Below are 24,765 nucleotides of genomic sequence, written 5' to 3' on the forward strand. Positions count from 1 at the left end.
ATGATCCATCGCCGTTCACCCCTGGTCGCCCTTGCGGCGCTTGCGCTCACCGCCTGCGCGACGACGCCGGTCGCATCGCCGGCGCCCAAGCTGGACGCCTTCGCCGTCGCCTCGGCCGCGACGCCCCAGTTCAGCGCCCAACGCCTGTCGGACCACATCAAATATCTGGCGTCGGACGAGATGGAGGGCCGATTCCCCGGTCTGGTCGGCGAGGGTCTGACCCTGGCTTATCTGCAAGCCCAGTATGAGGCGATGGGGCTGGAGCCCGGCGGCCGCGACGGATCATGGCTGCAGCCGGTGGACCTGGTGCGATTTACCCCTGGGCGGGCGCCGACGGCGTCCTGGACCGGGGCGGACGGCGCGACGCACCCGCTGGTTTCGGGAACCGACATCACCCTGCGCGCCGGGCCGGCTGACCCGATAGTGAAGATCGAGGGCGCGGCGCTGGTGTTCGCCGGTTATGGTATTTCGGCCCCGACCTGGGACGACTATGGCGACGCGGACCTGACCGGCAAGGTCGTGGTCGTCCTGCGCGGCCAGCCGAGCGTCATGGGGGCGGACCCGAACTTCTACGGCTCCACCACGCACAAGACGCAGGAGGCGCTGAGGCGTGGCGCCGTCGGGGTCATCACGCTTCAGGATCAGGACGGTCGCTGGCGGCGCGCCGTGGGCGGGGCGACCCGGCCGCAGATGACGGTCAAGGGCGCAGAGGACGCCCGCTTTACCGGCGCGATCAACATGGCCACCGCAACCGCCATCGGCGGCGAGGCCGTCATAGACGTGGCTGAGCGCGGCAAGACGGCGGCGCTGGGCGGTGCAGTCGATATGGGCGCACGGCTGAGCGTGGACATCGCTGAGACGACCGAGGTCATTCACTCCAACAACCTGCTGGCCAAGATTCCCGGCACGGAACGGCCGGACGAATATGTCTTCTACTCCGCCCACTGGGATCACGTCGGCAAGGCGAAGACGCCGAACGCCGAGGGCGACGACATCTTCAACGGCGCCTGGGACAATGCGTCGGGGACGGCGGGCCTGATCGAGATGGCGCGCGCGTTCAAGGCCGGGCCAGCGCCGAAACGCACCGTGGTCTTCCTGCACGTCACGGCCGAAGAGCAGGGGCTGTTGGGGTCGGAAGCCTATGCCGCCGATCCGGTCTATCCGCTGGCGAAGACGGCGGCGGACATCAACATCGACATGCTGCCCTTCACGCCTGCGACGCGCGACGTGGCGGTGTTCGGGGTCGGCAAGTCGGAGCTGGAGGACATCCTGGGGCGGTTCGCCGCCGTGCAGGGGCGGGTGGTGACGGGCGACGGCTATCCCGAGGAGGGCTTCTACTACCGCTCGGACCATTTCAACTTCGCGGCGGGCGGGGTGCCGGCGTTGATGCCGTGGACGGGGCGTGATTTCGTCGAGGGCGGGATCGACGCGGGCAAGCCCTACTATGAGGGGCAGATGGCGCGCTACTATCACAAGCTGACCGACGAATGGCGCGCCGACTATGACTTCACGGCGGCGCTGCAGAACCTGGACCTGCTGTATCGGCTGGGTCTGACGGTGGCTGACAGCGAGAGTTGGCCCGCGTGGAAGCCGACCGCCGAGTTCAACGCCATCCGCGACCGCACGGCCGATCAGCGGCGGTAGGTCTCAGGCCGCCGCGAACGGATAGGGGCTGACCGATTTCGACCAGTCGTCGACGGCCAGCGGGCGGTCGACGGGGGCGGCGGCGCGTTCGGCGCAGGGGTGGCGGTGGCACAGGCGGCAGGCCGGGCCGATGGGGGTGACGTCGGGCTTGTCCAGATCCAGGCCGTGGGCATGGGCCAGGCGGTGGGCGTGGCGCAGTTCGCAGCCCAGGCCGATGGCGAGGTCATGGCTTTCGCCGAACCCGTCGTGGCCCTGGCGTTCGACCGTTCGGGCGAAGGTGAACCAGCGGCTTCCGTCCGGCGTCTCGATGATCTGGGTGACGATTCGGCCCGGCGTGCGGAAGGCGGAATGTAGCCGCCAGCGCGGGCAGGCGCCGCCGAAGCGAGAGAAGGGGAAGGCCCCCGCCGCGTAACGTTTCGAGATATTGCCGGCTTGATCGACCCGCATCAGGAAGAAGGGCACGCCGCGCGCTGTAGGGCGCGACAGGGTGGTCAGGCGGTGGGCGGCCTGTTCGTAGCTGACGCCGAACCGGGCCTGGATCCGGGCCATGTCGTAGCCGGTCTCTTCCGCCGTGCGCTGGAAGGCGGCGTAGGGCATCAAAGTCGTGGCGGCGAGGGTGTTGGTCAGGGCGACCTTCAGCAGGGCGCGTGTGGCGTCGTCAGGGGCGTTCGCGGCCTGGACCATATCGTTCAGTGCGGGGCCGTGCTCGGCCAGGGCCAGCTGATAGGCGACGGCGAAGGCGCGCGAGGAGGGGCCCAGGGTTTCGGAAAGCAGTAGGCGACGACGATGCAGGTCGTAGCGGCGGGTCCACTCCACCATGACCTCGGCCGGCAGGGTGCGGACGCCCAGATCGTGTTTGGCCGCGAGACGATGACGCGCGGCGGGTTCGAAGCCGTCGGCGTGGACGGGAGCCTCGGCGGACAGGGCGTCGGACAAGGCCTCGCCCATCTGATCCAGTTCGGGGAAGTGGTTGCCGCGCGACTGGATGTATTCGCGCACCCATTCGGCGGGACTGGTTTCGACCAGGCCCTCGCCATTCTCGGCGGCGGCGCGGGCGCGGGTGCGGCCGTCGTCGAAGGCCTGATACAGGCGCAGCATGGCGTCGGCGACGCCCGGCGCCTCTTCCAGCATTTGCACCAGTTCGTGGCGCGGCGCGGACAGGCCCTTGAACAGGGGATCGGCCAGGATTTCGGTCAGCCGGGCTTCGTCTGCGGTCCCGCCCTGGTTCAGGGCGCGCAGATCGACGTCATAGGTGTCCGCCAGACGCAGCAGAAGCTGGGCCGAAACGGGTCGCTGATTGCGCTCGATGTGATTGAGATAGCTGGGGGAAACCCCCAGGTCAGCCGCCATGGCCGTCTGGGTCAGGGTCAGGTCGCGCCGCAGCCGCTTCAGCCGGGAGCCGAGGAAGAGCTTGCGATCGGCGGAGGCGTTCATGGCTGCAGAATGTCACAAAATTACGGATTATGCAAAGTCATGATGTGACAAAATGACATCAAAGCGCCGGGTGATGCAGTGTAATTCGTGACTGTCGCGTGTTCTTGTCTCCGAGACGGCGGCTGCGGCCGCGCCATTCAGAGACCGAGTTCGACCATGACCACCTTCGCCGATCTGGTGCCTTCGCCCGCCGGCCGTTTCGACGGCATCGAGCGCCCCTACGCGCCGGAAGACGTCCTGCGCCTGCGCGGCTCGGTGCTGATCACCCATACGCTGGCCGAGCGGGGCGCCAACCGCCTGTGGCAATTGCTGCACGACGAGCCCTTCATCAATGCGCTGGGCGCCGTGACCGGCAACCAGGCCATGCAGATGGTCCGCGCGGGCCTGAAGGCCATCTATCTGTCAGGCTGGCAGGTCGCGGCGGACGCCAATACGGCCGGCGCCATGTACCCCGACCAGTCGCTGTACCCGGCCAACGCCGCGCCGGAACTGTGCCGCCGCATCAACCGCACCCTGCAACGCGCCGATCAGATCGAGCATGCCGAGGGCGGCGCCAAGCGTGACTGGTTCGTTCCCATCGTCGCCGACGCGGAAGCCGGTTTCGGCGGGCCGCTGAACAGCTTCGAGATCATGAAGGCCTTCATCGAGGCGGGCGCGGCCGGCGTTCACTTCGAGGACCAGCTGGCGTCGGAAAAGAAGTGCGGCCACCTGGGCGGCAAGGTTCTGATCCCGACCCAGGCGCATGAGCGCAATCTGGTCGCCGCGCGTCTGGCCGCCGACGTCATGGGCACGCCGACCATCACGGTCGCGCGCACGGACGCCGAAAGCGCGCAACTGATCACCTCGGACATCGACGAGCGGGACCAGCCCTTTATCGATCGCGACAACCGCACGCCTGAAGGCTTCTTCCGCCTAAAGGAGGGCACGGGTCTGGATCACTGCATCGCGCGCGGCCTGTCCTACGCCAATATCGCCGACCTGCTGTGGTGGGAGACGTCGCATCCGGATCTAGACGACGCCAAGAAGTTCGCGGAAGCCGTGCAGAAGAAGCATCCGGGCAAGCTGATGGCCTACAACTGCTCGCCGTCCTTCAACTGGAAGGCCAAGCTCGACGACGCCACCATCGCCAAGTTCCAGCGCGAGCTGGGCGCCATGGGCTACAAGTTCCAGTTCGTGACCCTGGCCGGTTTCCACAGCCTGAACAACGCGATGTTCGAGCTGGCGGACGGTTATCGCGATCGCGGCATGGCGGCCTATTCCGAGCTGCAACAGCGCGAGTTCGCCAACGAGGCCATCGGCTACACCGCCACGCGTCACCAGCGCGAAGTCGGCACCGGCTATTTCGACCAGGTCGCTACGGTCATCTCCAACGGCACGTCCTCGACGACGGCGCTGAAGGACTCGACCGAGACCGCCCAGTTCACCCACGCGGCTTAACCCGGAAAGGAACCCGCAAATGGAACCGCTGACCCGAACCGAAGCCATCATCGACTTCTGCCTGGCGCCCCTGGCGCTCGACTCCGGCACGGAGGCCGAACGTGAGGTGCGTCGTCGTCTGACTCACGTGCTGAGAACCTATCAATCCAAGACCGCGACGCCCGTCGCCGTGGACTTCTCGTCCATGCCGTCACAAGTCATCAACGAAGCGGCGCACGGTTACGAATAGGCCTATGGCCCAAGAAAAAGGCCCGCTCCGATCGCTCGGAGCGGGCCTTGCTCTGTTCGAAGTGTCGCTTAGCGCGTCGTCGGGCCGGTGTTCAGCGATTGGGTGGTCGCAACCGCCGGGGTCGGAACAGGCGTCGCTTGCGGGACGGTGACCGAGATGGGCGTGCGCGCTGGCGCGGCGCCGGTTTCCTGAGGATCGCCGACGACGATGGTGGTGATCTGCGTCGCCTCGGTGGTGCAGGTCGCCAGGTCGCGGGTGATGTGACGGCCCAGGCAGAAGATGTCCTCGTAGCTGGGGCGCGAGGCGGCCAGGCACTGGAACAGCATCAGCTTGGACATATCCATGCAGAACTCGCTGTTCGGCTCGTGCGTCAGGGCCTCGGTATTGACCCGGGCCTCGTCGCCGCCGGCGCCGAGCGCGCCCAGAGCCGCGATGGCCAGAGAGCGGACGACGGCGGGGGTGTAGGGCGGGCCCTTGCGCGAAGGCTCCAGTCCCAGACCCGTGCCGCTGTTGGCGGCGGCGAACAGGCGGCTCGATTCCTCTGGCGACGGCAGCATCTTCACGGCCGACAGGGTCTTTGCACTTTCCAGTCGCACTTCGCGGTTCGGAATGGGGGTGATGGCCCAGCGGCGTCGGGGATCGCTGCGGCCCTGGATGGTGTAGGCGTCCTGCTCGATCGCCTCGGCGATGGCGCGCATGGCGATGGCGTCCTTGCCGACGGTCGCCGAGATCAGGCCGGCGGCGGCGTCGGCGCCGGGCAGGGTGGCGGCGTAGGCCGGATCGGCGACGATCTGGGCCACCATGCGCTGACGCTGCGCCGGATCGATCGCATACTGCTGCACGCCGGCGACGAACTCGGGCGACTGCAGGGCGATGATGGCGCCGTAAGCGATCAGGCCGCGCGACAGCTGGTCGGCGTCATAGGCTGAACCCTTGCGCAGGGCGGCTTGGATCGATTCGGCATCGGGGAATCCGCCCGGCTGGATCGTCTGGGCTTCACGCAGGAAGGCGACATAGATGGCGGCGGCGTCCGCCACGCCTTGGTTCAGGGACACGGGGGGCGGCTTGCGGGCGGCCAGTTCGGCCGCCAGACGCTGGGCCTCCAGCTCGGCCTTCGAGGGTCCGCTCTCGCAACTGGCGAGCAGGACAGCGGCGGCGAGGGCGGCGGCCGACAGACCGCGGCTCAGTAGGGCCGTTTTCATGGAGACTTCCTCAGGCGAATACGCGCGCAAAAAGCGCCAATACTGTTGGCGCTTATAAGGCGGGCCTTATGGTTATCCGAAGGTTAATCGAACAGTTTCGATACCGATTCTTCGTTCGCGATCCGTCGGATAGCCTCTCCGACCAGCGGAGCCACGGAAACCGCTCGGATTTTTGGGCAGTTCAAAACTTCGTGGGGTTGCTCGATGGAGTTGGTGATCACCAACTCCTTCAGCGGGCCGTCGGTGATGCGCTGGACGGCTGGTCCGGACAGGACGCCGTGGCTGATGTAGGCCGAAACCTCGGTCGCGCCCTGGTCGATCAGGGCCTTGGCGGCGTTGACCAGGGTGCCGCCCGAATCGACGATGTCGTCGAACAGGATGCAGCGGCGACCCTGAACGTCGCCGATGATGTTCATGACCTCGCTCTCGCCCGCCTTGGGCCGGCGCTTGTCAACGATGGCGAGATCGGCGTCCAGGCGGCTGGCCAGCGAACGCGCGCGCACCACGCCGCCGACGTCGGGCGAGACGATCATCAGGTCGTCGCCGCGGGCGTAGTTTTCCTTGATGTCCTGCGCCAACACGGGGGTCGCGACCAGATTGTCGGTCGGAATGTCGAAGAAACCCTGGATCTGACCGGCGTGCAGATCCATCGTCAGGACGCGGTCGGCGCCGGCGCGGGTGATCAGATTGGCGACTAGCTTGGCCGAGATCGGCGTACGGCCACCGGTCTTACGGTCCTGACGCGCATAGCCGAAATAGGGAATGACCGCCGTGATCCGTTTCGCCGACGCCCGCACCAGGGCGTCGGTGATGATCAGCAGCTCCATCAGGTTGTCGTTGGCCGGATAGGAGGTCGACTGCAGGATGAAGACGTCCTCGCCGCGGACGTTTTCCTCGATGATGGCGAAGACCTCGTTGTCGGCGAACCGCTTGACCTGAGCCTTGGTCAGGGGCGCATCCAGGTGGTCGGCGATCGCCTGGGACAGTGCGCGGTTGGAGTTGCCTGAGAGCAGCTTCATCGGCCGGTCATCCTTTCGCCGTCATCCGCCCCCCATGAACGGCGGTCGGTTGGCGCGCTCTTTACCAGTGGAGCCGGGCAGGGCAAGTCGTATGCTGAGTTTTCCTCGGCATGGCGCGGCTCGGTCGCGGGTGCTAGAGGTCGCCGCGTTGGTTTCCGGGGAACGGCTTCAGGGCCGTCCTTCACACGTCATGGGGTCGTCCTTGTCCGCTTCTAAGTTCCGTTCCGGCATGGTGCTGATGGCCGCGGCGCTCGCCGCAGTGACGATTTCAGGCTGCTCGGGCACCAAGCGTCCAAAGCTGGCCTATGAGGAACGTCCGGTCGAGGCGCTCTACAACACCGGCTATGATCGGCTGCAGCAGCGCCGCTGGTCCGACGCCGTGGACTATTTCCAGGAAGTCGAACGCCAGCATCCCTATTCGGACTGGGCGCGGCGTTCGATCCTGATGCAGATCTACGCCTACTATCAGAACAACGCCTATGCCGACGCCATCGCGGCGGCGGACCGGTTCATCCAGCTGTTCCCGGGCAATCCGTCGGCCTCCTACGCCTTCTACATGAAGGCCGTCTGCAACTTCGAGCAGATCACCGACGTGGGGCGCGATCAGGGGTACGCCACCGCCGCCCTGGCTGGTCTGAAGGATGTCTCGCGCCGCTATCCGGGCACGCCCTATGCCTCGGACGCCGCCGTCAAGATCGACATGGTCAACGACCAGCTGGCCGGCAAGGAAATGAACATCGGCCGCTATTATCAGCGCGCCAATCAACCGCTGGCGGCCCTGAACCGTTACAAGGCGGTGATCGCCAACCCGGACTTCCAGCGCACCTCGCACACGCCCGAAGCTCTGTATCGCCTGGTCGAGGTCAACCTTCAGCTGGGTCTGAAGGAAGAGGCGACGCGCAACGGCGCCGTGCTGGGCTACAACTATCCGGGCAGCCCCTGGTACGCCGAGGCCTATGCGCTGCTGACCGAGAATGGCCAGACGCCGGACAAGGCGCCCGAGGGCAAGCGCGAGAGCTGGCTGCAGCGGATCATTCCGGGCTGATCACGCGACGGCTTGTGCAATCCGGCGGGGATCGGGATTCTGTCGGTCATGATTCGTTCCGCCGGCGCCTGACGCGATGCTGACCGCCCTTTCCATTCGTGATGTCGTCCTGGTGGACGTGCTCGATCTCGAGGTCGAGAATGGCCTGACTGTGCTGACTGGCGAGACCGGAGCCGGCAAGTCGATCATTCTGGACGCGCTCGGCCTGGCGCTTGGCGGGCGCGGCGATGCGGGCCTGGTGCGCAATGGCGCCAAACAGGCTGTGGCCACCGCCGTCTTCTCCGCCCCCGACGATCCCGATCTGCTGGCCCTGATCGCCGACAAGGGATTCGATGTGCAGCCAGGGGAGGATTTGATCCTGCGACGGGTGTTGGGTGCGGATGGCCGCAGCCGGGCCTATGTCAATGATCAGCCGGCCGGTGTGACCGCCGTGCGCGAGATCGGCGCGGCCTTGGTCGAGGTGCATGGACAGCATGAGACGGTGGGCCTGCTGGACTGGCGAACGCATCGCGCGTCACTGGATGCCTATGGCGGACTGCAGCCTCAGTTGTCGGCGGTCGCGTCGGCCTCCGCGAGGCTCAAGGCCGCCGAGGCGAAGCTGGCGGAGCTGAAGGCGCAGGCGGCGGACGCCGATGCGCGGCGCGAAGAAATCAGCCTGAACCTCTCCGAACTGGATACGCTGGATCCGCGCGCCGACGAAGAGACGGAACTGGCAGGCGAACGCGCCCTGCTGGGCGCCGCCGAAAAGGCCATCGCCGATTTGGGCGACGCGCGCACCCAGTTGGGCGGCGACAAGCTGAGCCAGAAGCTGGGCGCGGCGTTGAGGGCCGTCGAACATGCGCGCCAGAGGGCAGGGCAGGCGGGCGCCGAGGGCGATCATCCGGTCATCGTCAAACTGTCGGCCGCCGTGGAGGCGATCGACCGCACCATGGTCGAGGCGGCGGAAGCCCTCGCCGCCGTGGACGCAGCCGCCGACGCCTTCGACTATGAGCCCGGCCGTCTGGACAAGGCCGAGGAGCGTCTGTTCGCCTTGCGCGCCGCCGCCCGCAAGCTGCACACCACGGTCGACGCCCTGCCGACTCTGCGCATTCGCCTGCGCGAGCAGCTGCGGCTGATCGAGGATGGCGAGGAGGCGCTGACCAATGCCGGGCGCGAGGCGGCCGAGGCGGCGGAAGCCTATGATCTGGCGGCCACTTTCCTGACCTCGGCGCGGGAAGCCGCCGCCGAACGGCTGACCGCCGCCGTCATGGGCGAGTTGGGCCCGCTGAAGCTGGAGCGCGCGCGGTTCCGCGTGGCTCTGGAGCCGATCGAGGGCCGACGCGGGCCGGACGGCGTCGAGACGGTGCGCTTCCAGATCGCCACCAACGCCGGAACCGACTTCGGCCCGCTGGACGCCATCGCTTCAGGCGGCGAACTGGCGCGTTTCGCCCTGGCGATGAAGGCGGCCCTCGCAAGCCGTGAGGACATCCGTCAGCCCGTGATGATCTTCGACGAGGTCGATCAGGGCGTCGGCGGCGCGGTCGCCGAGGCCGTCGGTTCACGCTTGAAACGCCTGTCGAACGGCGCCCAGGTCCTGGTCGTGACCCACAGCCCCCAGGTCGCCGCGCGCGGCCATGCCCACTGGAAGGTGATGAAGGCCGACCGCGACGGCCTGACCACCACCACCGTGGTCGCCCTGGACGATCAGCGCCGTCAGGAAGAGATCGCGCGCATGTTGTCCGGGGCTGAGATCACCGACGAAGCCCGCGCGGCGGCGCGGGCTTTGATCGGCTGATAAGCCCGGCCTAGACGCCCAGGATCCAGCCTTCTTCCTGTTCGACCTGGGCGATCAGTTCGGGCGAGGCGTCCTTGGGCGGGGCGAACGCCTTGGCCAGGTCGCCGGCCTCGTCCATGCGGGCGAGGGCCTCGGCCGTGGAGCGGACCTGGGCCTGGTCCTTGAACTCGCCGGGTTGAGGCTTGGTCTCGTGCATCGACGGCCAGACCTCGACAACCAGGGCCGACAAGGGTTCCACGTCATCGGGGGTCAGCGCGCGCCAGCCGGTGCCGAAGGGCCAGACGGCGCCTGACGGGCCGAGGCTTTCCAGAAGCCGCCGCACAGCCGGGATGCCGACCAGGGTCTGGCCGCCCACGGCGCCGGCGCCGTGCATCTGCCACACGCTCTTGGGCTGAAGCCGGCCCTTGCGAGCCGCGTTTTCTGTGGCGCGGAACTCGGGGATGTCGGCGCCGGAGCCGGCGGGCGGTTTCGTCGTAGTCAACCAGCGCTGGGCCTGTTTGGCCGGCGCGCCCCACAGAGGCCAGGCCTCATCGGTCATCAGCCGGTTCATCTTGGCCGCGACCTGATAGCGGTTGTTGGTGTTGTCGGGTTTGTCCACGACGTTGGAGGCGATGAATTTCCACATCAGCTGCCAGGGGGGCTGCCCCGCCGTTCCCTCCAGCTTCAGCCGTGCGGCCGTGCCGGCGGGATAGCCGAAGTTGAAGTCCAGCCCGACCAGAACCCGGTCGCCGCGCTTTCTGTGGTCCGCCAGGATCGAGGCCAGCAGGGCTTCGCCCTCGGCCCGGGTCGCGACATTGTGCGTCTCGGTATAGAGGCGGAAACGCACGTCGCGCTTGGCCACGCCGATCCACAGCGAGGTGTCGCCGAGCTTCTTGGTTTCGGCGGCGGTCCAGTCAGCGACGATATAGGCGTCGAAAAGGCGGGCCAAGGCGGCCTCCCTGATAAAGGCTTGTCGGTTAGGAATGAGCCGGGCTTCTAACGCCGCATCGCGGCGACCGAAAGGCCCTGTCGCGTCTCAGCCCTTCAGCAGGGCCTCCAGATGCGACAGCCAGCGGCGACCGAGACGAAGCGCTTCCCCCGGTGAGCCGGTCTGGACAGGCAGGGCGGCGTCCCACAAGGCCAGTTCGAACTCCGGGTGGCGGGCGTCGGCGAACATCAGCCGAAGCACCACCTGTTCGGCGTCGGGGGCCAGCACGTCCAGCGACTTGCGCGCCTCGCCGCGACGGATGCGGGCGACGACGTGGCCATCCACGATGATCTCTCCCCCCTCGACCTCATCGAAGGCATAGACCAGGCCATGGGCGCCGTTGGCCCACAGCACGACGACCTGTTCGACATCGAAGTTCAAGGCGCAGGCGCGACCTTCGCCCGGCGACAAGGCCTCGACCTCCGGCGCGGCGCCCAAGGTCTTGAGCATGGCGCGGTGCAAACGGCGTGGCGGCTCCATCCACCACGACAGCGCCAGGGCCAGGGTCGTCAGCAGGGCCGCCGCGAGGGCGATCAGCAACACCACCCGCAATACGTCGGCCATGGTCGTCAGGCCTCTAGATCAATGTCGACCACCACGGGAACGTGGTCGCTGGGTTTTTCCATGTCCCGGGCGTCTCGGTGGGTCTCGATCCCGCGGAACCGGTCGGCGGCCTGGGGCGACAGCATGGCGAAGTCGATTCGGATTCCGTGATCGCGCTGCCAGGCGCCGGCCTGATAGTCCCAGAAGGTGTAGGTGCCGGCCGGTTCGCCGCCGATCTCGTGCGCGTCGGCCAGACCCAGGTTCTTCAGAGCGCGGAAAGCCTGGCGGCTCTGAGGCTGGAACAGGGCGTCGTCGGTCCAGGCGGTCGGATTCTTGGCGTCCTCGGCCTCGGGGATGACGTTGTAGTCGCCGCACAGGGCCAGCGGCTCCTCGAACGCCAGCAGATCCTGGGCATGGCGGTTCAACCGATCGAACCAGGCCAGTTTGTAGGCGAACTTCTCGGTCCCGATCGGATTGCCGTTCGGCAAATAGATGGCGCCGACGCGAATGGGCCGGGGCGCCTCGACCAGAGCCTCGATATAGCGCGCCTGTTCGTCAGTCTCGTCGCCAGGCAGGCCGCGCCGGATGTCGGACAGCGGATACTTCGACAACAGGGCGACGCCGTTGTAGCTCTTCTGCCCGTGGGTCTCGACATTGTAGCCCAGGCTCTCGAAAGCCTCCTGCGGGAACTTCTCGTCCACGCATTTGATCTCCTGGAAACAGGCGACGTCGGGGGCGGCCTGCTCCAGCCACGCCAGCACAGTGGGCAGGCGGGCGTTGACGGAGTTCACGTTCCAGGTGGCGATGCGCATGACGGCGACGCTAGGCTGCGTCACCGTTCTGGAAAAGAGGGCGCGCAAAACAAAAGGGCCGCCGGATCGCTCCGAAGACCCTTTCGTCTGGTCTCTGTCGTCGTTTACGGGCGACCGCCGGCAGGGGCTGGCGCAGCGGCCGGAGCCGCCATTGTCAACTTGCAGCCGCCGCCGATGCGTTGTGCCGTGGCGCAAGGATAGACTTGCTGAACCGCGTTTTCAGTGTTCACGCGGGCGATAACGCCATCAGCGCCGTCGCACTTGGCTTCATAGAAAACGCCGTTGGCGTTCTGGCCCATCAGCCGAGCTTCGGTCACGTTACAAGACGCGGCATCCGACCCTGCAAGAAGGCCTTTCACGAATGCGGCATTTTCAGCGACTGTAGTGAATTCACAAACTCCGCTTTCGGCCAAAACTCGGATGCAGGGTGTCTTTGTCCAAGCTTCGCCCTCCTTCTGAATCCAGTAACCAGCAGCGTCCGCGCAACCGATTTCATAAACAACAGCCCCGTCGCCCGACTGGCCCAAAACCTTTGTCTGATCAACCGAGCAAGGTACGCTGGCTTGCTGAGCGTAGGCACGGATAAACCGATCTACATCCGTATTCGCTGCTATCGTGCATTGCATACCGACATCCGCCGCTGGATCTCTCTCGCGTACGATCCGCGCCGAATAGGCTAGATTGATGCAGCTTGTCGCGACAGCTGGCGTCTTCGCTTCAATGATGAAGCCAGCCTCTGCTCCGCATGCAACCTCGAAAACGGAGGTTTTGTCCGCCGTTTGGCCCAACAGCTTGGCCTCAGTGACCTGACATTTCGTATTCGCTAAAGTTGCCTGTTCTTGCGCGGATGCAAGAACTTGCTCTGCGGTGGGAGCGGTTGCACTAGGCGCTTGTTGTCTACGATTCTGGCGGTTCTGTCGCAGGCGCGAAGCAGACGTTTCGCGTGTTGATTGTGCCCGGGAGGGGTCAGACGGATTTCCTGGCGCCGCCCTGCCGCCGTATTCAGGGTTGGACGTAGGGCCAGCCGATTGAGCAACGGCTGAACCAGCCAAAGCCAGGCCGATAAATGCGCTGCTAGCAAGAGCCGCAAGGACGCGATGATGGGACAAGCAGGACCTCCGAAGACCAGTTTTGTTCAGCCTTGAGCTGTCATAAGATAATCGTCAAGAGAACCACGCACAGCAAGTGTGACCTGGGTTTGGAAAGCTAGTGCGAAATGGCAAGACAAGCGTGACATCACAAAGCGATGAGCGCGAGCGGATGTCACGCCGACCCATTCTTCATTATCCCTTGGGCGCGAATGTCCCCGAACAGAGCGCAGTTGAAGTGACGCGAGGCGTGCTGTGGCTGCGGTTCGCCCTGCCGTTTCAACTGGATCACGTGAATGTCTATGCGATCCGGGACGGCGACGGCTGGGTCGTCGTCGATACGGGTTTGAAGACATCCACGACCGTTGCTGCATGGGAGACGGCGCTGGATGGCGCGCTGGGCGGCAAGCCGGTGACGCGACTGATCTGCACGCATATGCATCCCGATCACATCGGCCTGGCGGGCTGGCTCTGCGAGCGGTCGGGGGCGCCGTTGCTGATGTCGCGACTGGAATATGTGACCGCGCGGATGCTGATGGCCGAGGAGGCGGGCGATGCGCCGGCGGACGGCGAGCGATACTATCGCGCCGCAGGCTGGAGCGATGAGCAGATCGCGCGCTGGCGGGCCGACTACGGCGGGTTCGGCAAGGGCGTGGCGACGATGCCGCGCAGCTATCTGCGACTGTCCGACGGCGATGTCGTTCAGATCGACGGCGACGACTGGAGTGTGGTGGTCGGTTCGGGCCATAGCCCGGAGCACGTCTGCCTGTGGCGGCGGTCGGACGACGTCTTCATCGCCGGGGATCAGATCCTGCCGCGCATTTCCTCCAATGTCTCGGTCTGGTCGACGGAGCCGGAAGCCGACCCTCTGGGTGACTGGATGGACTCGCTGGACAAGCTGAGGGCGCTGTTGCCGGAGGGCGCGTTCGTCCTGCCGGCGCATGGCGAGCCCTTCTACGGCGTGCATGCGCGGCTCGATGCCCTGAAGCGAGGGCATGAGGTCGCGCTGAAACGGCTTGAGCGGACGTTGCGTCAACCGTCTAGAGTGATCGACGGCTTCTCCGCCGTCTTCGGTCGAGCGGTTGGGGACGGGGTGCTGGGCATGGCCACGGGCGAGGCCCAGGCGCACCTGAACTATCTGGAAAGACGCGGCCGCGCGACGCGGACGCGGGACGAGAGCGGCGTCGACTGGTGGAGCGCCGTCGCACAGGACGAGGAAACGACGTGAGCGAACATATCCGAAGCGAACTGGCCGACGGCGTCCTGACCGTCACCCTGGACCGGGCCGACAAGAAAAACGCCATCACCCAGGCCATGTATTCGGCCTTGGCCGAGGCGACGGAGCGGGCGCGGACCGACGATGCGGTGCGGGTGCTGCTGCTGCGCGCGGAGGGCGACAGCTTCTCGGCCGGCAACGACATTCAGGACTTCATCGCCTTGGGCTCGCAAGGCGCGGGACCGGGCGAGATGCCGGTGTTCCGCTTCCTGAAGGCGCTGGCGGACCTGGACAAGCCGGCCGTGGCGGCGGTGAAGGGGCGGGCGGTCGGGATCGGCTTGACCATGCTGCTGCACTGCGACCTGGTGGTGGTGGCCGAGGACGCCCTGTTGTCGGTGCCCTTCGTCAACCTGGCCCTGGCGCCCGAGGCGGCGTCCAGCCTGCTGCTGCCGGCCGTGATCGGTCATCAGCGGGCCTTCGAGCTGTTCGCCCTGGGCGAGCCGCTGGATGGTCGCACGGCCATGGCCTGGGGCATCGCCAACCGCGCGCTCCCGGCCGATCAGGTCGAGGCGACGGCGGCGGACCTGGCCGCCAGGGTGGCGGCCCGCGCGCCCAACTCCATCCGCAAGACCAAGCGGCTGATGCGCGACGCGGAAGGTCTGTGGGCCTTGATGCAGCGCGAGGGCGAGGCCTTCGGCTCGCAGATGAAGAGCCCCGAAGCCATGGAGGCCTTCATGGCCTTTACGCAAAAGCGTGCGCCGGACTTTTCCAAGGCCGGATGACGGTCATCGAAGCGCGCCTTGATTTGGCGCAGCTTTGCTTCTAGGTGCCCGCGCTTGTTGGAGCGCCGATGTCGCACGCCCTCGCCATACCTGCGGCCCTGAGCCGGATCGAAGCCGAGACCCCGGCCGACGCCGAAGGCGTGGAGGCCCTGGTCATGGCCGCCTTCGGGCCGGGTCGGTTCGCCAAGACGGCCGAGCGGCTGCGTGAAGGCTCGCACGCCGCCGTGGGCTTTGTCGTGCGGCTGGATGGACGTGTGATCGGTTCGGTGCGGCTGTGGCCGGTGACGATCGGAGACACGCCCGCCCTGTTCCTGGGGCCGATCGCGGTGGACGCCGGCCGACGCAGCGACGGCCTGGGCGCTGAGTTGGTGCAGGCTTGTCTCGATCAGGCGCGGACGCTGGATGTCGGCGGGGTGCTGCTGGTCGGCGACGCCGCCTATTTCGAGCGGTTCGGTTTCGTCGGCGCGCCTGGCGCGATCCTGCCGGGTCCGGTGGATCGCCGCCGCGTCCTGTGGCTGGCGACGGGTGTCGATCAGGTTTCGGGACCGGTTCGCATCGGCTGACCTTTCCCGCACGCTTTGCGGGGCTTAAGTCAGAGGGATGAATGATCCCAAGTCAGGACTGAACGCCGTCGCCGAGGCGGCGAAACAGGTGCCCGGCAAAGGGCTGCCGCCGGTTCACCTGTGGCATCCCGAGCATTGCGGCGAGATCGACATCATCATTCGCGCCGACGGCGTCTGGATGCATGAAGGATCGCCCATCGGCCGCAAGGAACTGGTGCGGCTGTTCTCGACCGTGTTGCGCAAGGACCCGGACGGCTATCACCTGGTCACGCCGGTCGAGAAGTTGAAGATCCAGGTCGAGGACCTGCCGTTCCGGGCTGTGGCGATGGCGCGCGAGGGCGACGACCTGGTGTTTACGACCGATGTCGGGGACGAGGTGCGGGCGAGCGAGGTCGATCCCATCGTGGTCGAGACCGATGCGACGACCGGCGAACCGGCGCCGCGCGTCCATGTGCGGCGAGACCTGTGGGCGCGGATCGCACGGCCGGTCTTCTACGAACTGGTCGAGATGGCCGAGGAGGTCGATGGGCGGCTGGTGGTGCGGTCAGGGGGCCAGACCTTCTCGCTGGGAACCGTGACGTGAGTCTGGAGACGCTGAGAAACCGGCTGGTCGAGCGGCTGGCGCCGGTCGAGACCTGGCGGCCGGAACTGGTCGCGGCGCGGTCGGACTTCGACCTGAATCCCCAGGCGACACGGACGGCCAAGGAGCTTCGGCCGGCGGCGGTGCTGATCCCGATCGTGGCGCGACCCGAGGGGGCGACGGTGCTGCTGACGCGGCGGGCGGACACCCTGGCGCGGCACACGGGCCAGATCGCCTTTCCGGGCGGACGGCTGGATCCCGGCGAAAACGCGGTCCAGGCGGCCTTGCGCGAGGCGGACGAGGAGGTGGCGCTGAACCCGGCTGCGGTCGAGGTGCTGGGCCTGTCCGACGCCTATGAGACCGGCACGGGCTTTCTAGTGACGCCGGTGATCGGCTGGCTGCGCGAGGCGCCGGTCACGACGCCCTCGCCGGACGAGGTGGCTGAGGTCTTCGAGACGCCTTGGGACTTCCTGATGGACGCCGCCAACCACAGGCGCGACTTCTACGACATGGACGAAGGGCTGCGGCGCTGGTTCTGGGCCATGCCTTGGGGCGAGCGCTACATCTGGGGCGTGACGGCGGGGATTCTGAAGGCGTTGCACGTGCGGCTTTATGGGGATGAGGCTGTGCCAGAAGCGGCGGCCGACGAGGACGCGGCATGAGCGTCTCTGTGAAGGGACAGCCCTGGCTGGAAAGCCAGGCGACGCGGGCGGTGATGCGGGCGCTGGAAGCGGCGGGCGGTCCGGGCTGCGCGCGGTTCGTCGGCGGCTGCGTGCGCAACAGTCTGCTGGGCCAGTCGGTCGACGACATCGACATCGCCACGCGGTTGAGGCCGCAAGAGACCATCGCGGCGCTGAAGGCGGCCGGGTTGAAGGCCGTGCCAACGGGCGTCGAGCACGGCACGGTGACGGGCGTGTCGGAGCGGCGTCCTTATGAGATCACGACCCTGCGTCGTGATGTCGAGACGGACGGACGCCGTGCGGTGGTCGCCTTCACCGAGGACTGGGCCGAGGACGCGGCGCGGCGGGATTTTCGTCTGAACGCCCTTTACGCCGATGCCACAGGCACGGTGTTCGATCCGACCGGCGGCGGGTTGGAGGATGCGGCGGCGGGACGCATCGTTTTCGTCGGAGAGGCGGAGACGCGCATCCGCGAGGACTACTTACGCATCCTGCGCTTCTTCCGGTTCTACGCCTGGTACGGGCGGGGTGAGCCGGACGCGATCGGACTGGCGGCGTGCGCGGCGCTGAAGGCCGGGATGGCGCAGCTGTCGGCCGAGCGGGTGTCCAAGGAGATGTTGAAACTGCTGGCGGCGCCTGACCCGCGTGCGGCGGTGCGGGCGATGGCCGAGACCGGCGTGCTGGCTCAAGTGCTGCCGCAGGCGCAGCCGCTAGCGCTGTTCGATGCGATGTGTGACCTGACCGACGATCCTGTGATGCGGCTGTCGGCCTTGGTGCCCGCAGATGCGGCAGGTGTGACGGAGATCGCGGGTGGTCTGAGATTGTCGAACGCGGTGCGAGATCGGTTGGCGGCGGCGGTCGCGGACGGGCCTGCGGTTTCGCCGACGATGAGCGACGCCGAGGCGCGAGCGGCGATCTATCGTTTGGGACGCAGGGCGTTCGAGGATCGGCTGATGCGCGCCCAGGCGGCCGGTGCGGGCGTCGGCGCGCGATTGCAGGCGCTGGCCGCCAATTGGACGCCGCCCAAGATGCCGATCGGGGGGCGCGATCTGGATCGTCTGGGCCTGAAGCCGGGGCCGAAGACAGGGCGGGTGTTGAAGGCGTTCGAGGACGGTTGGGTCGATGACGATTTCCCTGCCGAGGGGCATGAGGCGCGGCTGAAGATTCTTATCGCGGCGGCTGAGCGCGGGTGAACTCGGTGATGACGGGGCGGTGGTCGGATCCTGTCGGCTCGCCCAGGCGGCGCGTGATCAGGGCCAGATCAGGCGAGCGATAGATCTGGTCGATGGTGATGCCGGCGAAGGCGGGAATCTGGCTGGGCCAGGTGCCGGGCCAGCCGGGCGCGGGGACCAGGCCCAAGTCGGACTGGATTTGTTTGCCGATTCGAGCGCTGGAGACGCTGTTGAAGTCCCCGGCGGCGATGACGGGATGGTCTGGCGCGGCCTTCATCCGCTCGGCCAGGGCCATGACTTGGCTGATCTGACCCCACTGATATTGATAGGGCCAGGGTCGGGTCAGGTGGACGCCGAAGACGTTGATCGGGCCGATAGACGTCTGAACCGTCGCGCCCACGGCGCTGAGGCCGTCGGGGCGCTCGGGCAGGCCTTGCAGGATCGGATAGCGCGAGGCGATGATCGAGCGCGCGTGGTCGCCGGCGCGCGCATGGCCGATCAGAACGCGGTGGGGATAGTCCGGCAGCAACTGGTCCAGCCGCGACGCCGGGGCCTGCCCCAACTCGACCAGCACCAGGATGTCGGCGTCGGCGGCCGCGATGGACCGGCGCATGGCTGCGACATCGGTGTTGAACACATACAGATTGGCCGAATAGACCCGTACGATCGGCTGGTCGGGAACCGGGGTGCCCTTCGTCGGCGTCCATTGCGGCCAGACCGACAGGGCCAGCACCACGCACGCCAGTCCACCGACGATCGAGGCCGGCCATAGGCGAAAGAGCAGACAAACCACGGTCACGCCGACGGCCGCCAGCAACATCGGCGATGTGAATTGCGCCAGGATATCCACCCAGCGATGGCCGATGCCGCTGAGCGCCGCTGCGCCGAAAGCCGCCAAGCCCAGCAGCAGGGCGCTCGCCGTCACATTCGCCGCCAGCTTGATCAGGGTCATCGAAGACGTTTCTCTCGGATTGAACAGGAAGCCTCGCCCAGCGTTAAGGCGACGCTTTGGAGGGCGACATGGCCAGACGGTCGATCCGGGATATCGAGAACATCTGGTCCAATGTCGAGGGCGTCAAGAAACTGTCGGACCGGGTCATCGGCATCGGCCCGTTCGGCATGGGGCTGGACGCCATGCTGACCTGGGTGCCGGTCGTCGGCACGGCATACACGGTCGGAACGGGCGGCTGGCTGATGCTTCAGGCCGTGCGGGCCAAGGCGACGCCGGCGACCCTGGCGCGGATGGGGGCCTATATGGCCATCGACACCGCCACTGGTACGGTGCCGATCGCAGGCGACATCGTCGACACCTTCTTTCCCGGACAGCTGATGGCGGCGCGGGCGCTGCAAAAACATATCGAAAGCACCCACTGGGTCGAGGACACCGAGGCCAATGCGCGCGTCACGGGCGACCACGCGATGCACGAGGCGCGCGTGCAGAACGACAAGACGCTGAAGCGGATCATCTATCTGCACGATTGAGATGCGCTGGCTGAGGCGGCCTAGCCATCGTTTTCTCCGCAACGAATCTGCCTGAAATCAACGGCCTGATCCAAATGAACGGCCGTCTTCCGGCCTGAGGAAGGGCTGCGTCCAGACTGATCTCCACGACAACGGAGAGAAGAATGAGCGACGATTTCAGCGCGCGTCTGAACCTGCCCTATCTGGCGGCGGGGCAGATGCAGAAGCATGTGACCCTGAATACGGCCCTGACCCGGCTGGACGCCCTGTTGCAGACGGCGGTGGTCAGTCGCACGACGGTCATCCAGCCGGCCGATGCGTCGGATGGCGATCTCTATATCCTGCCGCAAGAGGCCGAAGGCGTAGCCTGGGCCGGGCGGGCGGCCGGCGCCCTGATGCGGTTCGAGCGCGGCGGCTGGACCGTCGTGACGACGCCGGACGGCATGATCGCCGGCGTCCTGGATGAAGGCGTCGTGGTGGTGCGGGCCGATGAGGGCTGGATCACGTTGGGGCAGCGACTGGGCGAGGTGCAGGGGCTAACGCGGCTGGGTCTCGGGACGACCGCCGACGACGCCAATCCCCTGGCGGCCAAGATCAACGCCGCCTTGTTCACGGCGCGCGGCGAGGCGGAAGGCGGCGACGGCGATTTGCGCCTGACGCTGAACAAGACGACGGCGGGCGATGTCCTGTCGCTGCTGTTCCAGAGCGGATATGCCGCCCGCGCAGAGCTGGGTCTGATCGGCGACGACGACCTGAGCCTCAAGGTCTGCGACGACGCCGGGATATGGCGGTCGGTGTGGCGCGTGGATCGCGCGACGGGGCGTATCGGCTTCGATCAAGGCGCGGTCCGGCGCGAGACGATGCTGTTCACCAGCGATGACGACTATGCCCTGCCGGCCTGGGCGCGCTGGGTCGAGGCGACGTGTGTGGGCGGCGGGGGCGGCGGGTCCGCAGGGCTGGCGGGCCCGCCTGGCGCGTCCCGCCTGGGTGGCGGCGGAGGCGGCGCCGGCGGGCTGACCCTCGGGCGATGGTCGGCCGACGATCTGGATGGCGTCCTGACGATCACGGTCGGCGCCGGCGGGATCGGCGGCGTTTCGGGCGGAGATAGTGAGGTCGCGATGGGTGACACGGTCCTGTTGCGCGCGACGGGCGGGACCGCAGGCGGCTCGTGCGTCGGTGGAGCAGGCGGTATCGGCCAACGGCTCGCCAATCCCGGCGGCAACTCGTCGACAACCGCGACGGCGGCGACGGGCGCAGCAACCATATGCGCGGACGGACCGGGCGGAGGCGGGGCAGGCGGCGGTCTGAGTGCGGCGGATGTCGCCTATGCCGGAGGCGCGGGCGGCGTGGGCGGCTGGTCGGGCCTCCGCGCGGACGGCGGCGTCGCGGGCGCTGCGGGACAGGCCTCGCCCAAGCCGCTCCTGTCGATGGTCGGCGGCGGCGGCGGGGGCGGCGACGCATCAGCGAGCGGAGCGGGCGGCCCCGGCGGCTCAGGCGCGCTGTTCGGGGCCGGGGGCGGGGGAGGCGGCGCAGGCCTGACCTTCGGCGGCCAAGGCGGTTCGGGCGCTTCGGGCGCGGTTCTTATCACGGTCGTCGGATGACCCGGCGCGGACATCCGGCTGAGCCGGTCGAGGTGCTGGAGGCCGAGGCGTGGGAAGCGCCCGACAGCCTCAGCGACGGGGAATGGCGCGCCCAGTCCGGATGGGACGGCCGCTGCGCCGTCGAAACCTATGACGAGGAGGACGAACGATGACCCGACACAAACAGGGGGTGGTCCCGTTGGCGGAGGGGCGGTGGCTGTTTCGTCGCCTCTATGCCTTTGCTGTCAGCGCGGGACTTTGGGTGCTGTTGATGCGCACGGTCGGGCGGACGCCGGCTGAGATGCTGCCCAGGATCACGGACGGGCTGATGGGCCTGCTGGCCTTGATCCTGGTGCTCTATCTGGTGGCGCCGACCGCTCAGCAGTTGATCACCCTGATCGCCACAGCGCGGCTGCGGATCAGCGGAGGCCGACCATGAGCTTTCGTCTGTCCAGCCGGTCGCGGGCACGGCTCGTCGGGGTGCATCCGGCCCTGATTGCGGTGGTCGAGGCGGCCATCACCCGCACGACCGTGGATTTCATGATCACCGAGGGACTGCGAACGGTCGAACGTCAGGCTGTCCTGGTCAAGGCGGGCGCCAGCCGCACCGCGCGCTCGCGCCATCTGACGGGCTATGCCGTCGATGTCGCCGCACTGGTCGAAGGGCAGGTGCGCTGGGACTGGCCGCTGTATGGCCGGATCGCCGAGGCGTTCAAGGCGGCGGCGCGGGATCTCAAGACGCCGCTGATCTGGGGCGGCGACTGGAAGACGTTGCGGGACGGTCCGCATTTCGAGCTGGATCGAAAGGCCTTTCCATGAGCGCGGGATCGATACTGCGGGCGCTGACGCCGCTCGGCTGGCTGGTGGTGGGTGCGACAGCGTTGGCGCTGGGGTTCGTCCTGCTGGGCGGGCTCGGCTTCCGCTGGGACCCGCTGAACCTGCAGCACAAGCGTCTGGAGGCCGCGCGCAATCAGGCGCGGGATGCGACTGCCGTGGCGGCGGCGCAGGCTGACGCCCGACGCATCGAAATCGAAGGCGCCGCGGCTCAGGCCCAGCGCGTCGATCACTATCACTACATGACGGGGGCGGCGGACCGGGCGACCACGGCCGCCGTCGCCCAGAGCAGGAGCGCCGACGATGCCGACCAAACCTTGGACAACCGCCGCGCTGATCGCCTGCGCGACCATGACCGCGAACTGTGCCGCGTTGCCCCCGATCTCGACGGTTGCGCCGGCGCGACTGGTCTTGCCGGAGGTGGCGACACGCCCGTGCGCGCTGGCGACCCTGCCGGCTGAACCGACGGCCGGCGATCTGGACGCGGCCTATGTGCAGCGCGGCGCCCAAATCGTGGCCTGCGACGGGGCGCGGCGGCTGGCGGTCGAGACCCTGTTGGCCGAACGCGCGATGCAGGACGCTCAGGTTCGACGCCGCGACTGACGCCCTGCAAAAACGACTCGGCAACTTCTGCCGCCTGGTGTGCAGGCTTGCCGGGTCGTTTCTCAAACCGCCGAGATAAGTTCAATGAATTCAGCGTCGGCGTCTGGCTGGCGTCGCTTTTTGGACTGGCCCCGCCCTTGCTCTCCTGAAGACCGAGCAAAACGCTCCTGATGCCAAAATGGCGTCGGACATCACACGAAGTGAACAGGAAAGCCAAAATGGCTACGAGCATCAATACGAACTACGGCGCCGCTGTCGCCCTGCAAAACCTCAATGCGACCAACGCTATGTTGGAGCGCACGCAAAACCGTGTCTCGACGGGCCTGAAGGTGGGCTCGGCCAAGGACAACGGCGCGATCTACGCCATCGCGACGACCCAGCGCGCCAACATGGGCGCTATGGATGCGGTTCGGAATTCACTTCAGCGCGGACAGTCGATCGTCGATGTGGCCCTGGCCGCCGGCGACACCATCACCGCCGCCCTCGAAGAGATGAAGTCGCTGGCCGTCAGCATTCAATCGTCGGTCGCCGGCTCGGCCGCCGAGACGTCTTATCTGGCCGATTTCAACGCCTTGGGTAAGGAAATCGACGCGGCGCTGAAGGGCGCGACCTTCGACGGCGTCAACCTGTGGAACACCACCACGGCCACCAACATTACCACCAACGTCAGCGGCGGAACCTATCAGATCGGTTTCGGAACGACCGACAAGGCGGCCGCCGCCCCGATCACGGCCGTCTCCGCCGGCACCGCCGCCCGCGCCGGCGCCACGACCGCCATCGTCGATACCGCCATCGCCACGATCACGGCGGATCTGGCCACGATCGGCACCCAGTCCAAGTCGGTCGGACGGCAACTGACCTTCGTCAACAAGCTGCAGGACTCGACCGAGGCCGGCATCGGCAACCTGGTGGACGCAGACCTGGCCAAGGAAAGCGCCAAGCTGACCGCCCTGCAGACCAAGCAACAGCTGGGCGTGCAGGCGCTGTCGATCGCCAACCAGGGCAGCTCGATCCTGTTGAGCCTCTTCCGCAACTAAGCCCGCCATTGGGCTGAAGGCTTCGCCTTTCGCCGTGTGGTGAACCCGCACAGGCGCAGACCAACTCGACGTGCACCCGGCAAATCTTGCCTGGTGCACGGACCAGCCCGGCAAGAGCTGCCGGGTCGGAAGGAGGGTAAATCAAAGGTAAACCAGTAAAATCAGTTAGTTGTAGGCTTTTGTGCGGATCAGAAATGGCCCGGCAATTGCTTCTTACTCACCGAGCAAAAAGCTCCCGGCGGCAAAACGACGCCGGAAATCACTGAAGTGAACAAGGAGGGCCAGAAATGCCCAGCATCAACACGAACTACGGCGCCGCAGTCGCCCTGCAGAGCCTGAACAAGACCAACGCCCAGCTGGAAACCACCCAAAACCGGATCAGCACCGGCATGAAGGTGTCTTCGGCCAAGGACAATGGCGCGATCTTCGCCATCGCCACCCAGCAGCGCGCCAACGCCGCTTCGCAAGACGCGACGCGTAACTCGCTGCAACGCAGCCAATCGATCACCGACGTGGCCCTGGCCGCCGGCGACACGATCACCTCCGCCCTGGAAGAGATGAAGTCGCTCGCTGTCAGCATCCAGTCTTCGGTTGCCGGTTCGGATGCTGAGACGGCCTATCTGAAAGACTTCAACGCCTTGGGCGCGGAAATCGCCACCGCGATCTCTGGCGCTTCGTTCGATGGCGCCAACAGCCTGACGACGCCTCTGGGCGTCGCCTCGGTGACCGGCCTGACGGGCGGCTCCGTCGCTCGTGCGGGCGCCACGACGGCTGCGGTGGACGCCGGCATCGCGACGGTCACATCGTCGCTGGCGACGCTGGGCACCCAGTCCAAGTCGCTGGGTCGCCAGATCACCTTCGTCAACAAGCTGCAAGACGCGATGGAAGCCGGTGTCGGCAACCTGGTCGATGCAGACCTGGCCAAGGAAAGCGCCAAGCTGACCGCCCTGCAAACCAAGCAACAGCTGGGCGTGCAGGCGCTGTCGATCGCCAACCAGGGCAGCTCGATCCTGCTGAGCCTGTTCCGCTAAGGCCCACGGCCCGATCGCTAAGGCGGTCGGGC

General features: G+C 67.0%; 28 protein-coding genes. 20 read left to right on the plus strand and 8 right to left on the minus strand.

What is annotated here, in order from left to right:
• On the plus strand, positions 1 to 1,644 hold the full coding sequence (locus AC3WRC_RS02530; RefSeq protein WP_492302789.1) for a M28 family peptidase: 1,644 nt from the start codon (positions 1 to 3) through the stop codon (positions 1,642 to 1,644).
• A gap of 3 nt (positions 1,645 to 1,647) precedes the next feature.
• On the opposite strand, the gene AC3WRC_RS02535 is transcribed toward AC3WRC_RS02530, so the two are convergent.
• Positions 1,648 to 3,078, minus strand: a complete 1,431-nt coding sequence (locus AC3WRC_RS02535) for a helix-turn-helix domain-containing protein (RefSeq protein ID WP_492302790.1) — start codon at positions 3,076 to 3,078, stop codon at positions 1,648 to 1,650.
• Positions 3,079 to 3,234: 156 nt separating this feature from the next.
• On the opposite strand from AC3WRC_RS02535, the gene aceA reads away from it, so the two are divergent.
• Both aceA and AC3WRC_RS02545 read left to right on the plus strand, forming a co-directional pair.
• The gene (gene aceA, locus AC3WRC_RS02540; RefSeq protein WP_492302791.1) at positions 3,235 to 4,515 is read left to right on the plus strand and encodes an isocitrate lyase; all 1,281 of its coding nucleotides are present in this window, start codon (positions 3,235 to 3,237) and stop codon (positions 4,513 to 4,515) included.
• A gap of 19 nt (positions 4,516 to 4,534) precedes the next feature.
• Positions 4,535 to 4,744 (plus strand): hypothetical protein, encoded by a 210-nt coding sequence (locus tag AC3WRC_RS02545; protein WP_066626249.1) that lies wholly within the window; start codon positions 4,535 to 4,537, stop codon positions 4,742 to 4,744.
• Positions 4,745 to 4,812: 68 nt separating this feature from the next.
• Here AC3WRC_RS02545 and AC3WRC_RS02550 read toward each other — a convergent pair whose 3' ends face one another.
• Positions 4,813 to 5,946 (minus strand): hypothetical protein, encoded by a 1,134-nt coding sequence (locus AC3WRC_RS02550; protein ID WP_055753172.1) that lies wholly within the window; start codon positions 5,944 to 5,946, stop codon positions 4,813 to 4,815.
• Positions 5,947 to 6,029: 83 nt separating this feature from the next.
• Positions 6,030 to 6,965: a ribose-phosphate pyrophosphokinase gene (locus AC3WRC_RS02555; protein ID WP_039245590.1), complete on the minus strand. Its 936-nt coding sequence runs from the start codon at positions 6,963 to 6,965 to the stop codon at positions 6,030 to 6,032.
• Between the two features lie 190 nt (positions 6,966 to 7,155).
• Between AC3WRC_RS02555 and AC3WRC_RS02560 the strand changes: the two genes are divergently transcribed.
• Together AC3WRC_RS02560 and recN are read left to right on the plus strand one after the other, a co-directional pair.
• Entirely contained in the window at positions 7,156 to 8,010 is an 855-nt protein-coding gene (locus AC3WRC_RS02560) for an outer membrane protein assembly factor BamD (protein ID WP_039245588.1), read from the plus strand.
• Between the two features lie 76 nt (positions 8,011 to 8,086).
• Entirely contained in the window at positions 8,087 to 9,784 is a 1,698-nt protein-coding gene (recN, locus tag AC3WRC_RS02565; RefSeq protein WP_492302792.1) for a DNA repair protein RecN, read from the plus strand.
• Between the two features lie 10 nt (positions 9,785 to 9,794).
• Here the strand turns inward: recN and AC3WRC_RS02570 are convergent, their stop codons facing one another.
• The 4 genes from AC3WRC_RS02570 to AC3WRC_RS02585 all read right to left on the minus strand — a co-directional run bounded on the left by AC3WRC_RS02570 (position 9,795) and on the right by AC3WRC_RS02585 (position 13,215).
• Positions 9,795 to 10,712 carry a cobalamin biosynthesis protein CbiG gene (locus AC3WRC_RS02570; RefSeq protein WP_492302793.1) on the minus strand — a complete coding sequence of 306 codons (918 nt, stop codon included), beginning with the start codon at positions 10,710 to 10,712 and terminating at the stop codon, positions 9,795 to 9,797.
• An 87-nt stretch (positions 10,713 to 10,799) separates the two neighbouring features.
• Positions 10,800 to 11,315: a hypothetical protein gene (locus AC3WRC_RS02575; RefSeq protein WP_055753176.1), complete on the minus strand. Its 516-nt coding sequence runs from the start codon at positions 11,313 to 11,315 to the stop codon at positions 10,800 to 10,802.
• Between the two features lie 5 nt (positions 11,316 to 11,320).
• Positions 11,321 to 12,106 carry an exodeoxyribonuclease III gene (xth, locus tag AC3WRC_RS02580; RefSeq protein WP_492302794.1) on the minus strand — a complete coding sequence of 262 codons (786 nt, stop codon included), beginning with the start codon at positions 12,104 to 12,106 and terminating at the stop codon, positions 11,321 to 11,323.
• Positions 12,107 to 12,210: 104 nt separating this feature from the next.
• Positions 12,211 to 13,215 carry a hypothetical protein gene (locus AC3WRC_RS02585; RefSeq protein ID WP_492302795.1) on the minus strand — a complete coding sequence of 335 codons (1,005 nt, stop codon included), beginning with the start codon at positions 13,213 to 13,215 and terminating at the stop codon, positions 12,211 to 12,213.
• Positions 13,216 to 13,366: 151 nt separating this feature from the next.
• Here AC3WRC_RS02585 and AC3WRC_RS02590 point away from each other — a divergent pair, with 151 nt between their 5' ends.
• From AC3WRC_RS02590 to AC3WRC_RS02615, 6 genes are all read left to right on the plus strand, one after another.
• Positions 13,367 to 14,422, plus strand: a complete 1,056-nt coding sequence (locus AC3WRC_RS02590; RefSeq protein WP_492302993.1) for an MBL fold metallo-hydrolase — start codon at positions 13,367 to 13,369, stop codon at positions 14,420 to 14,422.
• A complete protein-coding gene (locus tag AC3WRC_RS02595; RefSeq protein WP_492302796.1) occupies positions 14,419 to 15,192 on the plus strand; it encodes an enoyl-CoA hydratase in 774 nt (257 codons plus the stop codon). The genes AC3WRC_RS02590 and AC3WRC_RS02595 overlap by 4 nt, the downstream gene beginning before the upstream one ends.
• Before the next feature lie 68 nt (positions 15,193 to 15,260).
• On the plus strand, positions 15,261 to 15,755 hold the full coding sequence (locus tag AC3WRC_RS02600; protein ID WP_492302797.1) for a GNAT family N-acetyltransferase: 495 nt from the start codon (positions 15,261 to 15,263) through the stop codon (positions 15,753 to 15,755).
• Between the two features lie 37 nt (positions 15,756 to 15,792).
• Entirely contained in the window at positions 15,793 to 16,338 is a 546-nt protein-coding gene (locus AC3WRC_RS02605; protein WP_492302798.1) for a DUF1285 domain-containing protein, read from the plus strand.
• Positions 16,335 to 16,997 (plus strand): CoA pyrophosphatase, encoded by a 663-nt coding sequence (locus tag AC3WRC_RS02610; protein ID WP_492302799.1) that lies wholly within the window; start codon positions 16,335 to 16,337, stop codon positions 16,995 to 16,997. Before AC3WRC_RS02605 ends, AC3WRC_RS02610 begins: the two co-directional genes overlap by 4 nt.
• Entirely contained in the window at positions 16,994 to 18,208 is a 1,215-nt protein-coding gene (locus tag AC3WRC_RS02615; protein WP_492302800.1) for a CCA tRNA nucleotidyltransferase, read from the plus strand. Before AC3WRC_RS02610 ends, AC3WRC_RS02615 begins: the two co-directional genes overlap by 4 nt.
• Here the strand turns inward: AC3WRC_RS02615 and AC3WRC_RS02620 are convergent.
• Positions 18,183 to 19,139, minus strand: coding sequence for an endonuclease/exonuclease/phosphatase family protein (locus AC3WRC_RS02620; RefSeq protein ID WP_492302801.1), 957 nt, complete (start codon positions 19,137 to 19,139; stop codon positions 18,183 to 18,185). The genes AC3WRC_RS02615 and AC3WRC_RS02620 overlap by 26 nt on opposite strands.
• A gap of 68 nt (positions 19,140 to 19,207) precedes the next feature.
• Between AC3WRC_RS02620 and AC3WRC_RS02625 the strand changes: the two genes are divergently transcribed.
• The 9 genes from AC3WRC_RS02625 (at position 19,208) to AC3WRC_RS02665 (ending at position 24,733) form a co-directional block, all read left to right on the plus strand.
• Complete coding sequence (locus AC3WRC_RS02625; RefSeq protein WP_055753365.1) at positions 19,208 to 19,669, plus strand: DUF4112 domain-containing protein; 462 nt, start codon at positions 19,208 to 19,210, stop codon at positions 19,667 to 19,669.
• Between the two features lie 143 nt (positions 19,670 to 19,812).
• Entirely contained in the window at positions 19,813 to 21,249 is a 1,437-nt protein-coding gene (locus tag AC3WRC_RS02630) for a DUF2793 domain-containing protein (protein ID WP_492302802.1), read from the plus strand.
• Complete coding sequence (locus tag AC3WRC_RS02635; RefSeq protein ID WP_165117449.1) at positions 21,246 to 21,401, plus strand: hypothetical protein; 156 nt, start codon at positions 21,246 to 21,248, stop codon at positions 21,399 to 21,401. The genes AC3WRC_RS02630 and AC3WRC_RS02635 overlap by 4 nt, the downstream gene beginning before the upstream one ends.
• A complete protein-coding gene (locus AC3WRC_RS02640) occupies positions 21,398 to 21,667 on the plus strand; it encodes a hypothetical protein (RefSeq protein ID WP_492302803.1) in 270 nt (89 codons plus the stop codon). The genes AC3WRC_RS02635 and AC3WRC_RS02640 overlap by 4 nt, the downstream gene beginning before the upstream one ends.
• Positions 21,664 to 22,047 (plus strand): M15 family metallopeptidase, encoded by a 384-nt coding sequence (locus tag AC3WRC_RS02645; protein ID WP_055808057.1) that lies wholly within the window; start codon positions 21,664 to 21,666, stop codon positions 22,045 to 22,047. The genes AC3WRC_RS02640 and AC3WRC_RS02645 overlap by 4 nt, the downstream gene beginning before the upstream one ends.
• Entirely contained in the window at positions 22,044 to 22,523 is a 480-nt protein-coding gene (locus tag AC3WRC_RS02650) for a hypothetical protein (protein WP_492302804.1), read from the plus strand. Before AC3WRC_RS02645 ends, AC3WRC_RS02650 begins: the two co-directional genes overlap by 4 nt.
• Complete coding sequence (locus AC3WRC_RS02655; protein WP_492302805.1) at positions 22,483 to 22,665, plus strand: hypothetical protein; 183 nt, start codon at positions 22,483 to 22,485, stop codon at positions 22,663 to 22,665. The genes AC3WRC_RS02650 and AC3WRC_RS02655 overlap by 41 nt, the downstream gene beginning before the upstream one ends.
• Before the next feature lie 218 nt (positions 22,666 to 22,883).
• A complete protein-coding gene (locus AC3WRC_RS02660; RefSeq protein ID WP_055753190.1) occupies positions 22,884 to 23,702 on the plus strand; it encodes a flagellin in 819 nt (272 codons plus the stop codon).
• Between the two features lie 287 nt (positions 23,703 to 23,989).
• The gene (locus AC3WRC_RS02665) at positions 23,990 to 24,733 is read left to right on the plus strand and encodes a flagellin (RefSeq protein ID WP_055753191.1); all 744 of its coding nucleotides are present in this window, start codon (positions 23,990 to 23,992) and stop codon (positions 24,731 to 24,733) included.
• Positions 24,734 to 24,765 lie beyond the last annotated feature (32 nt).

The organism is Brevundimonas sp. EU05-FHT14B07, assembly GCF_058790795.1.

Excerpts from the sequence above, each read along its gene's own strand:
- AC3WRC_RS02530 (WP_492302789.1), top strand. The coding sequence starts at position 1 with ATGATCCATCGCCGTTCACCCCTGGTCGCCCTTGCGGCGCTTGCGCTC.
- AC3WRC_RS02535 (WP_492302790.1), bottom strand. The coding sequence starts at position 3,078 with ATGAACGCCTCCGCCGATCGCAAGCTCTTCCTCGGCTCCCGGCTGAAG.
- aceA (WP_492302791.1), top strand. The coding sequence starts at position 3,235 with ATGACCACCTTCGCCGATCTGGTGCCTTCGCCCGCCGGCCGTTTCGAC.
- AC3WRC_RS02545 (WP_066626249.1), top strand. The coding sequence starts at position 4,535 with ATGGAACCGCTGACCCGAACCGAAGCCATCATCGACTTCTGCCTGGCG.
- AC3WRC_RS02550 (WP_055753172.1), bottom strand. The coding sequence starts at position 5,946 with ATGAAAACGGCCCTACTGAGCCGCGGTCTGTCGGCCGCCGCCCTCGCC.
- AC3WRC_RS02555 (WP_039245590.1), bottom strand. The coding sequence starts at position 6,965 with ATGAAGCTGCTCTCAGGCAACTCCAACCGCGCACTGTCCCAGGCGATC.
- AC3WRC_RS02560 (WP_039245588.1), top strand. The coding sequence starts at position 7,156 with ATGGGGTCGTCCTTGTCCGCTTCTAAGTTCCGTTCCGGCATGGTGCTG.
- recN (WP_492302792.1), top strand. The coding sequence starts at position 8,087 with ATGCTGACCGCCCTTTCCATTCGTGATGTCGTCCTGGTGGACGTGCTC.
- AC3WRC_RS02575 (WP_055753176.1), bottom strand. The coding sequence starts at position 11,315 with ATGGCCGACGTATTGCGGGTGGTGTTGCTGATCGCCCTCGCGGCGGCC.
- xth (WP_492302794.1), bottom strand. The coding sequence starts at position 12,106 with ATGCGCATCGCCACCTGGAACGTGAACTCCGTCAACGCCCGCCTGCCC.
- AC3WRC_RS02590 (WP_492302993.1), top strand. The coding sequence starts at position 13,367 with ATGTCACGCCGACCCATTCTTCATTATCCCTTGGGCGCGAATGTCCCC.
- AC3WRC_RS02600 (WP_492302797.1), top strand. The coding sequence starts at position 15,261 with ATGTCGCACGCCCTCGCCATACCTGCGGCCCTGAGCCGGATCGAAGCC.
- AC3WRC_RS02605 (WP_492302798.1), top strand. The coding sequence starts at position 15,793 with ATGAATGATCCCAAGTCAGGACTGAACGCCGTCGCCGAGGCGGCGAAA.
- AC3WRC_RS02615 (WP_492302800.1), top strand. The coding sequence starts at position 16,994 with ATGAGCGTCTCTGTGAAGGGACAGCCCTGGCTGGAAAGCCAGGCGACG.
- AC3WRC_RS02620 (WP_492302801.1), bottom strand. The coding sequence starts at position 19,139 with ATGACCCTGATCAAGCTGGCGGCGAATGTGACGGCGAGCGCCCTGCTG.
- AC3WRC_RS02625 (WP_055753365.1), top strand. The coding sequence starts at position 19,208 with ATGGCCAGACGGTCGATCCGGGATATCGAGAACATCTGGTCCAATGTC.
- AC3WRC_RS02630 (WP_492302802.1), top strand. The coding sequence starts at position 19,813 with ATGAGCGACGATTTCAGCGCGCGTCTGAACCTGCCCTATCTGGCGGCG.
- AC3WRC_RS02635 (WP_165117449.1), top strand. The coding sequence starts at position 21,246 with ATGACCCGGCGCGGACATCCGGCTGAGCCGGTCGAGGTGCTGGAGGCC.
- AC3WRC_RS02640 (WP_492302803.1), top strand. The coding sequence starts at position 21,398 with ATGACCCGACACAAACAGGGGGTGGTCCCGTTGGCGGAGGGGCGGTGG.
- AC3WRC_RS02645 (WP_055808057.1), top strand. The coding sequence starts at position 21,664 with ATGAGCTTTCGTCTGTCCAGCCGGTCGCGGGCACGGCTCGTCGGGGTG.
- AC3WRC_RS02650 (WP_492302804.1), top strand. The coding sequence starts at position 22,044 with ATGAGCGCGGGATCGATACTGCGGGCGCTGACGCCGCTCGGCTGGCTG.
- AC3WRC_RS02660 (WP_055753190.1), top strand. The coding sequence starts at position 22,884 with ATGGCTACGAGCATCAATACGAACTACGGCGCCGCTGTCGCCCTGCAA.
- AC3WRC_RS02665 (WP_055753191.1), top strand. The coding sequence starts at position 23,990 with ATGCCCAGCATCAACACGAACTACGGCGCCGCAGTCGCCCTGCAGAGC.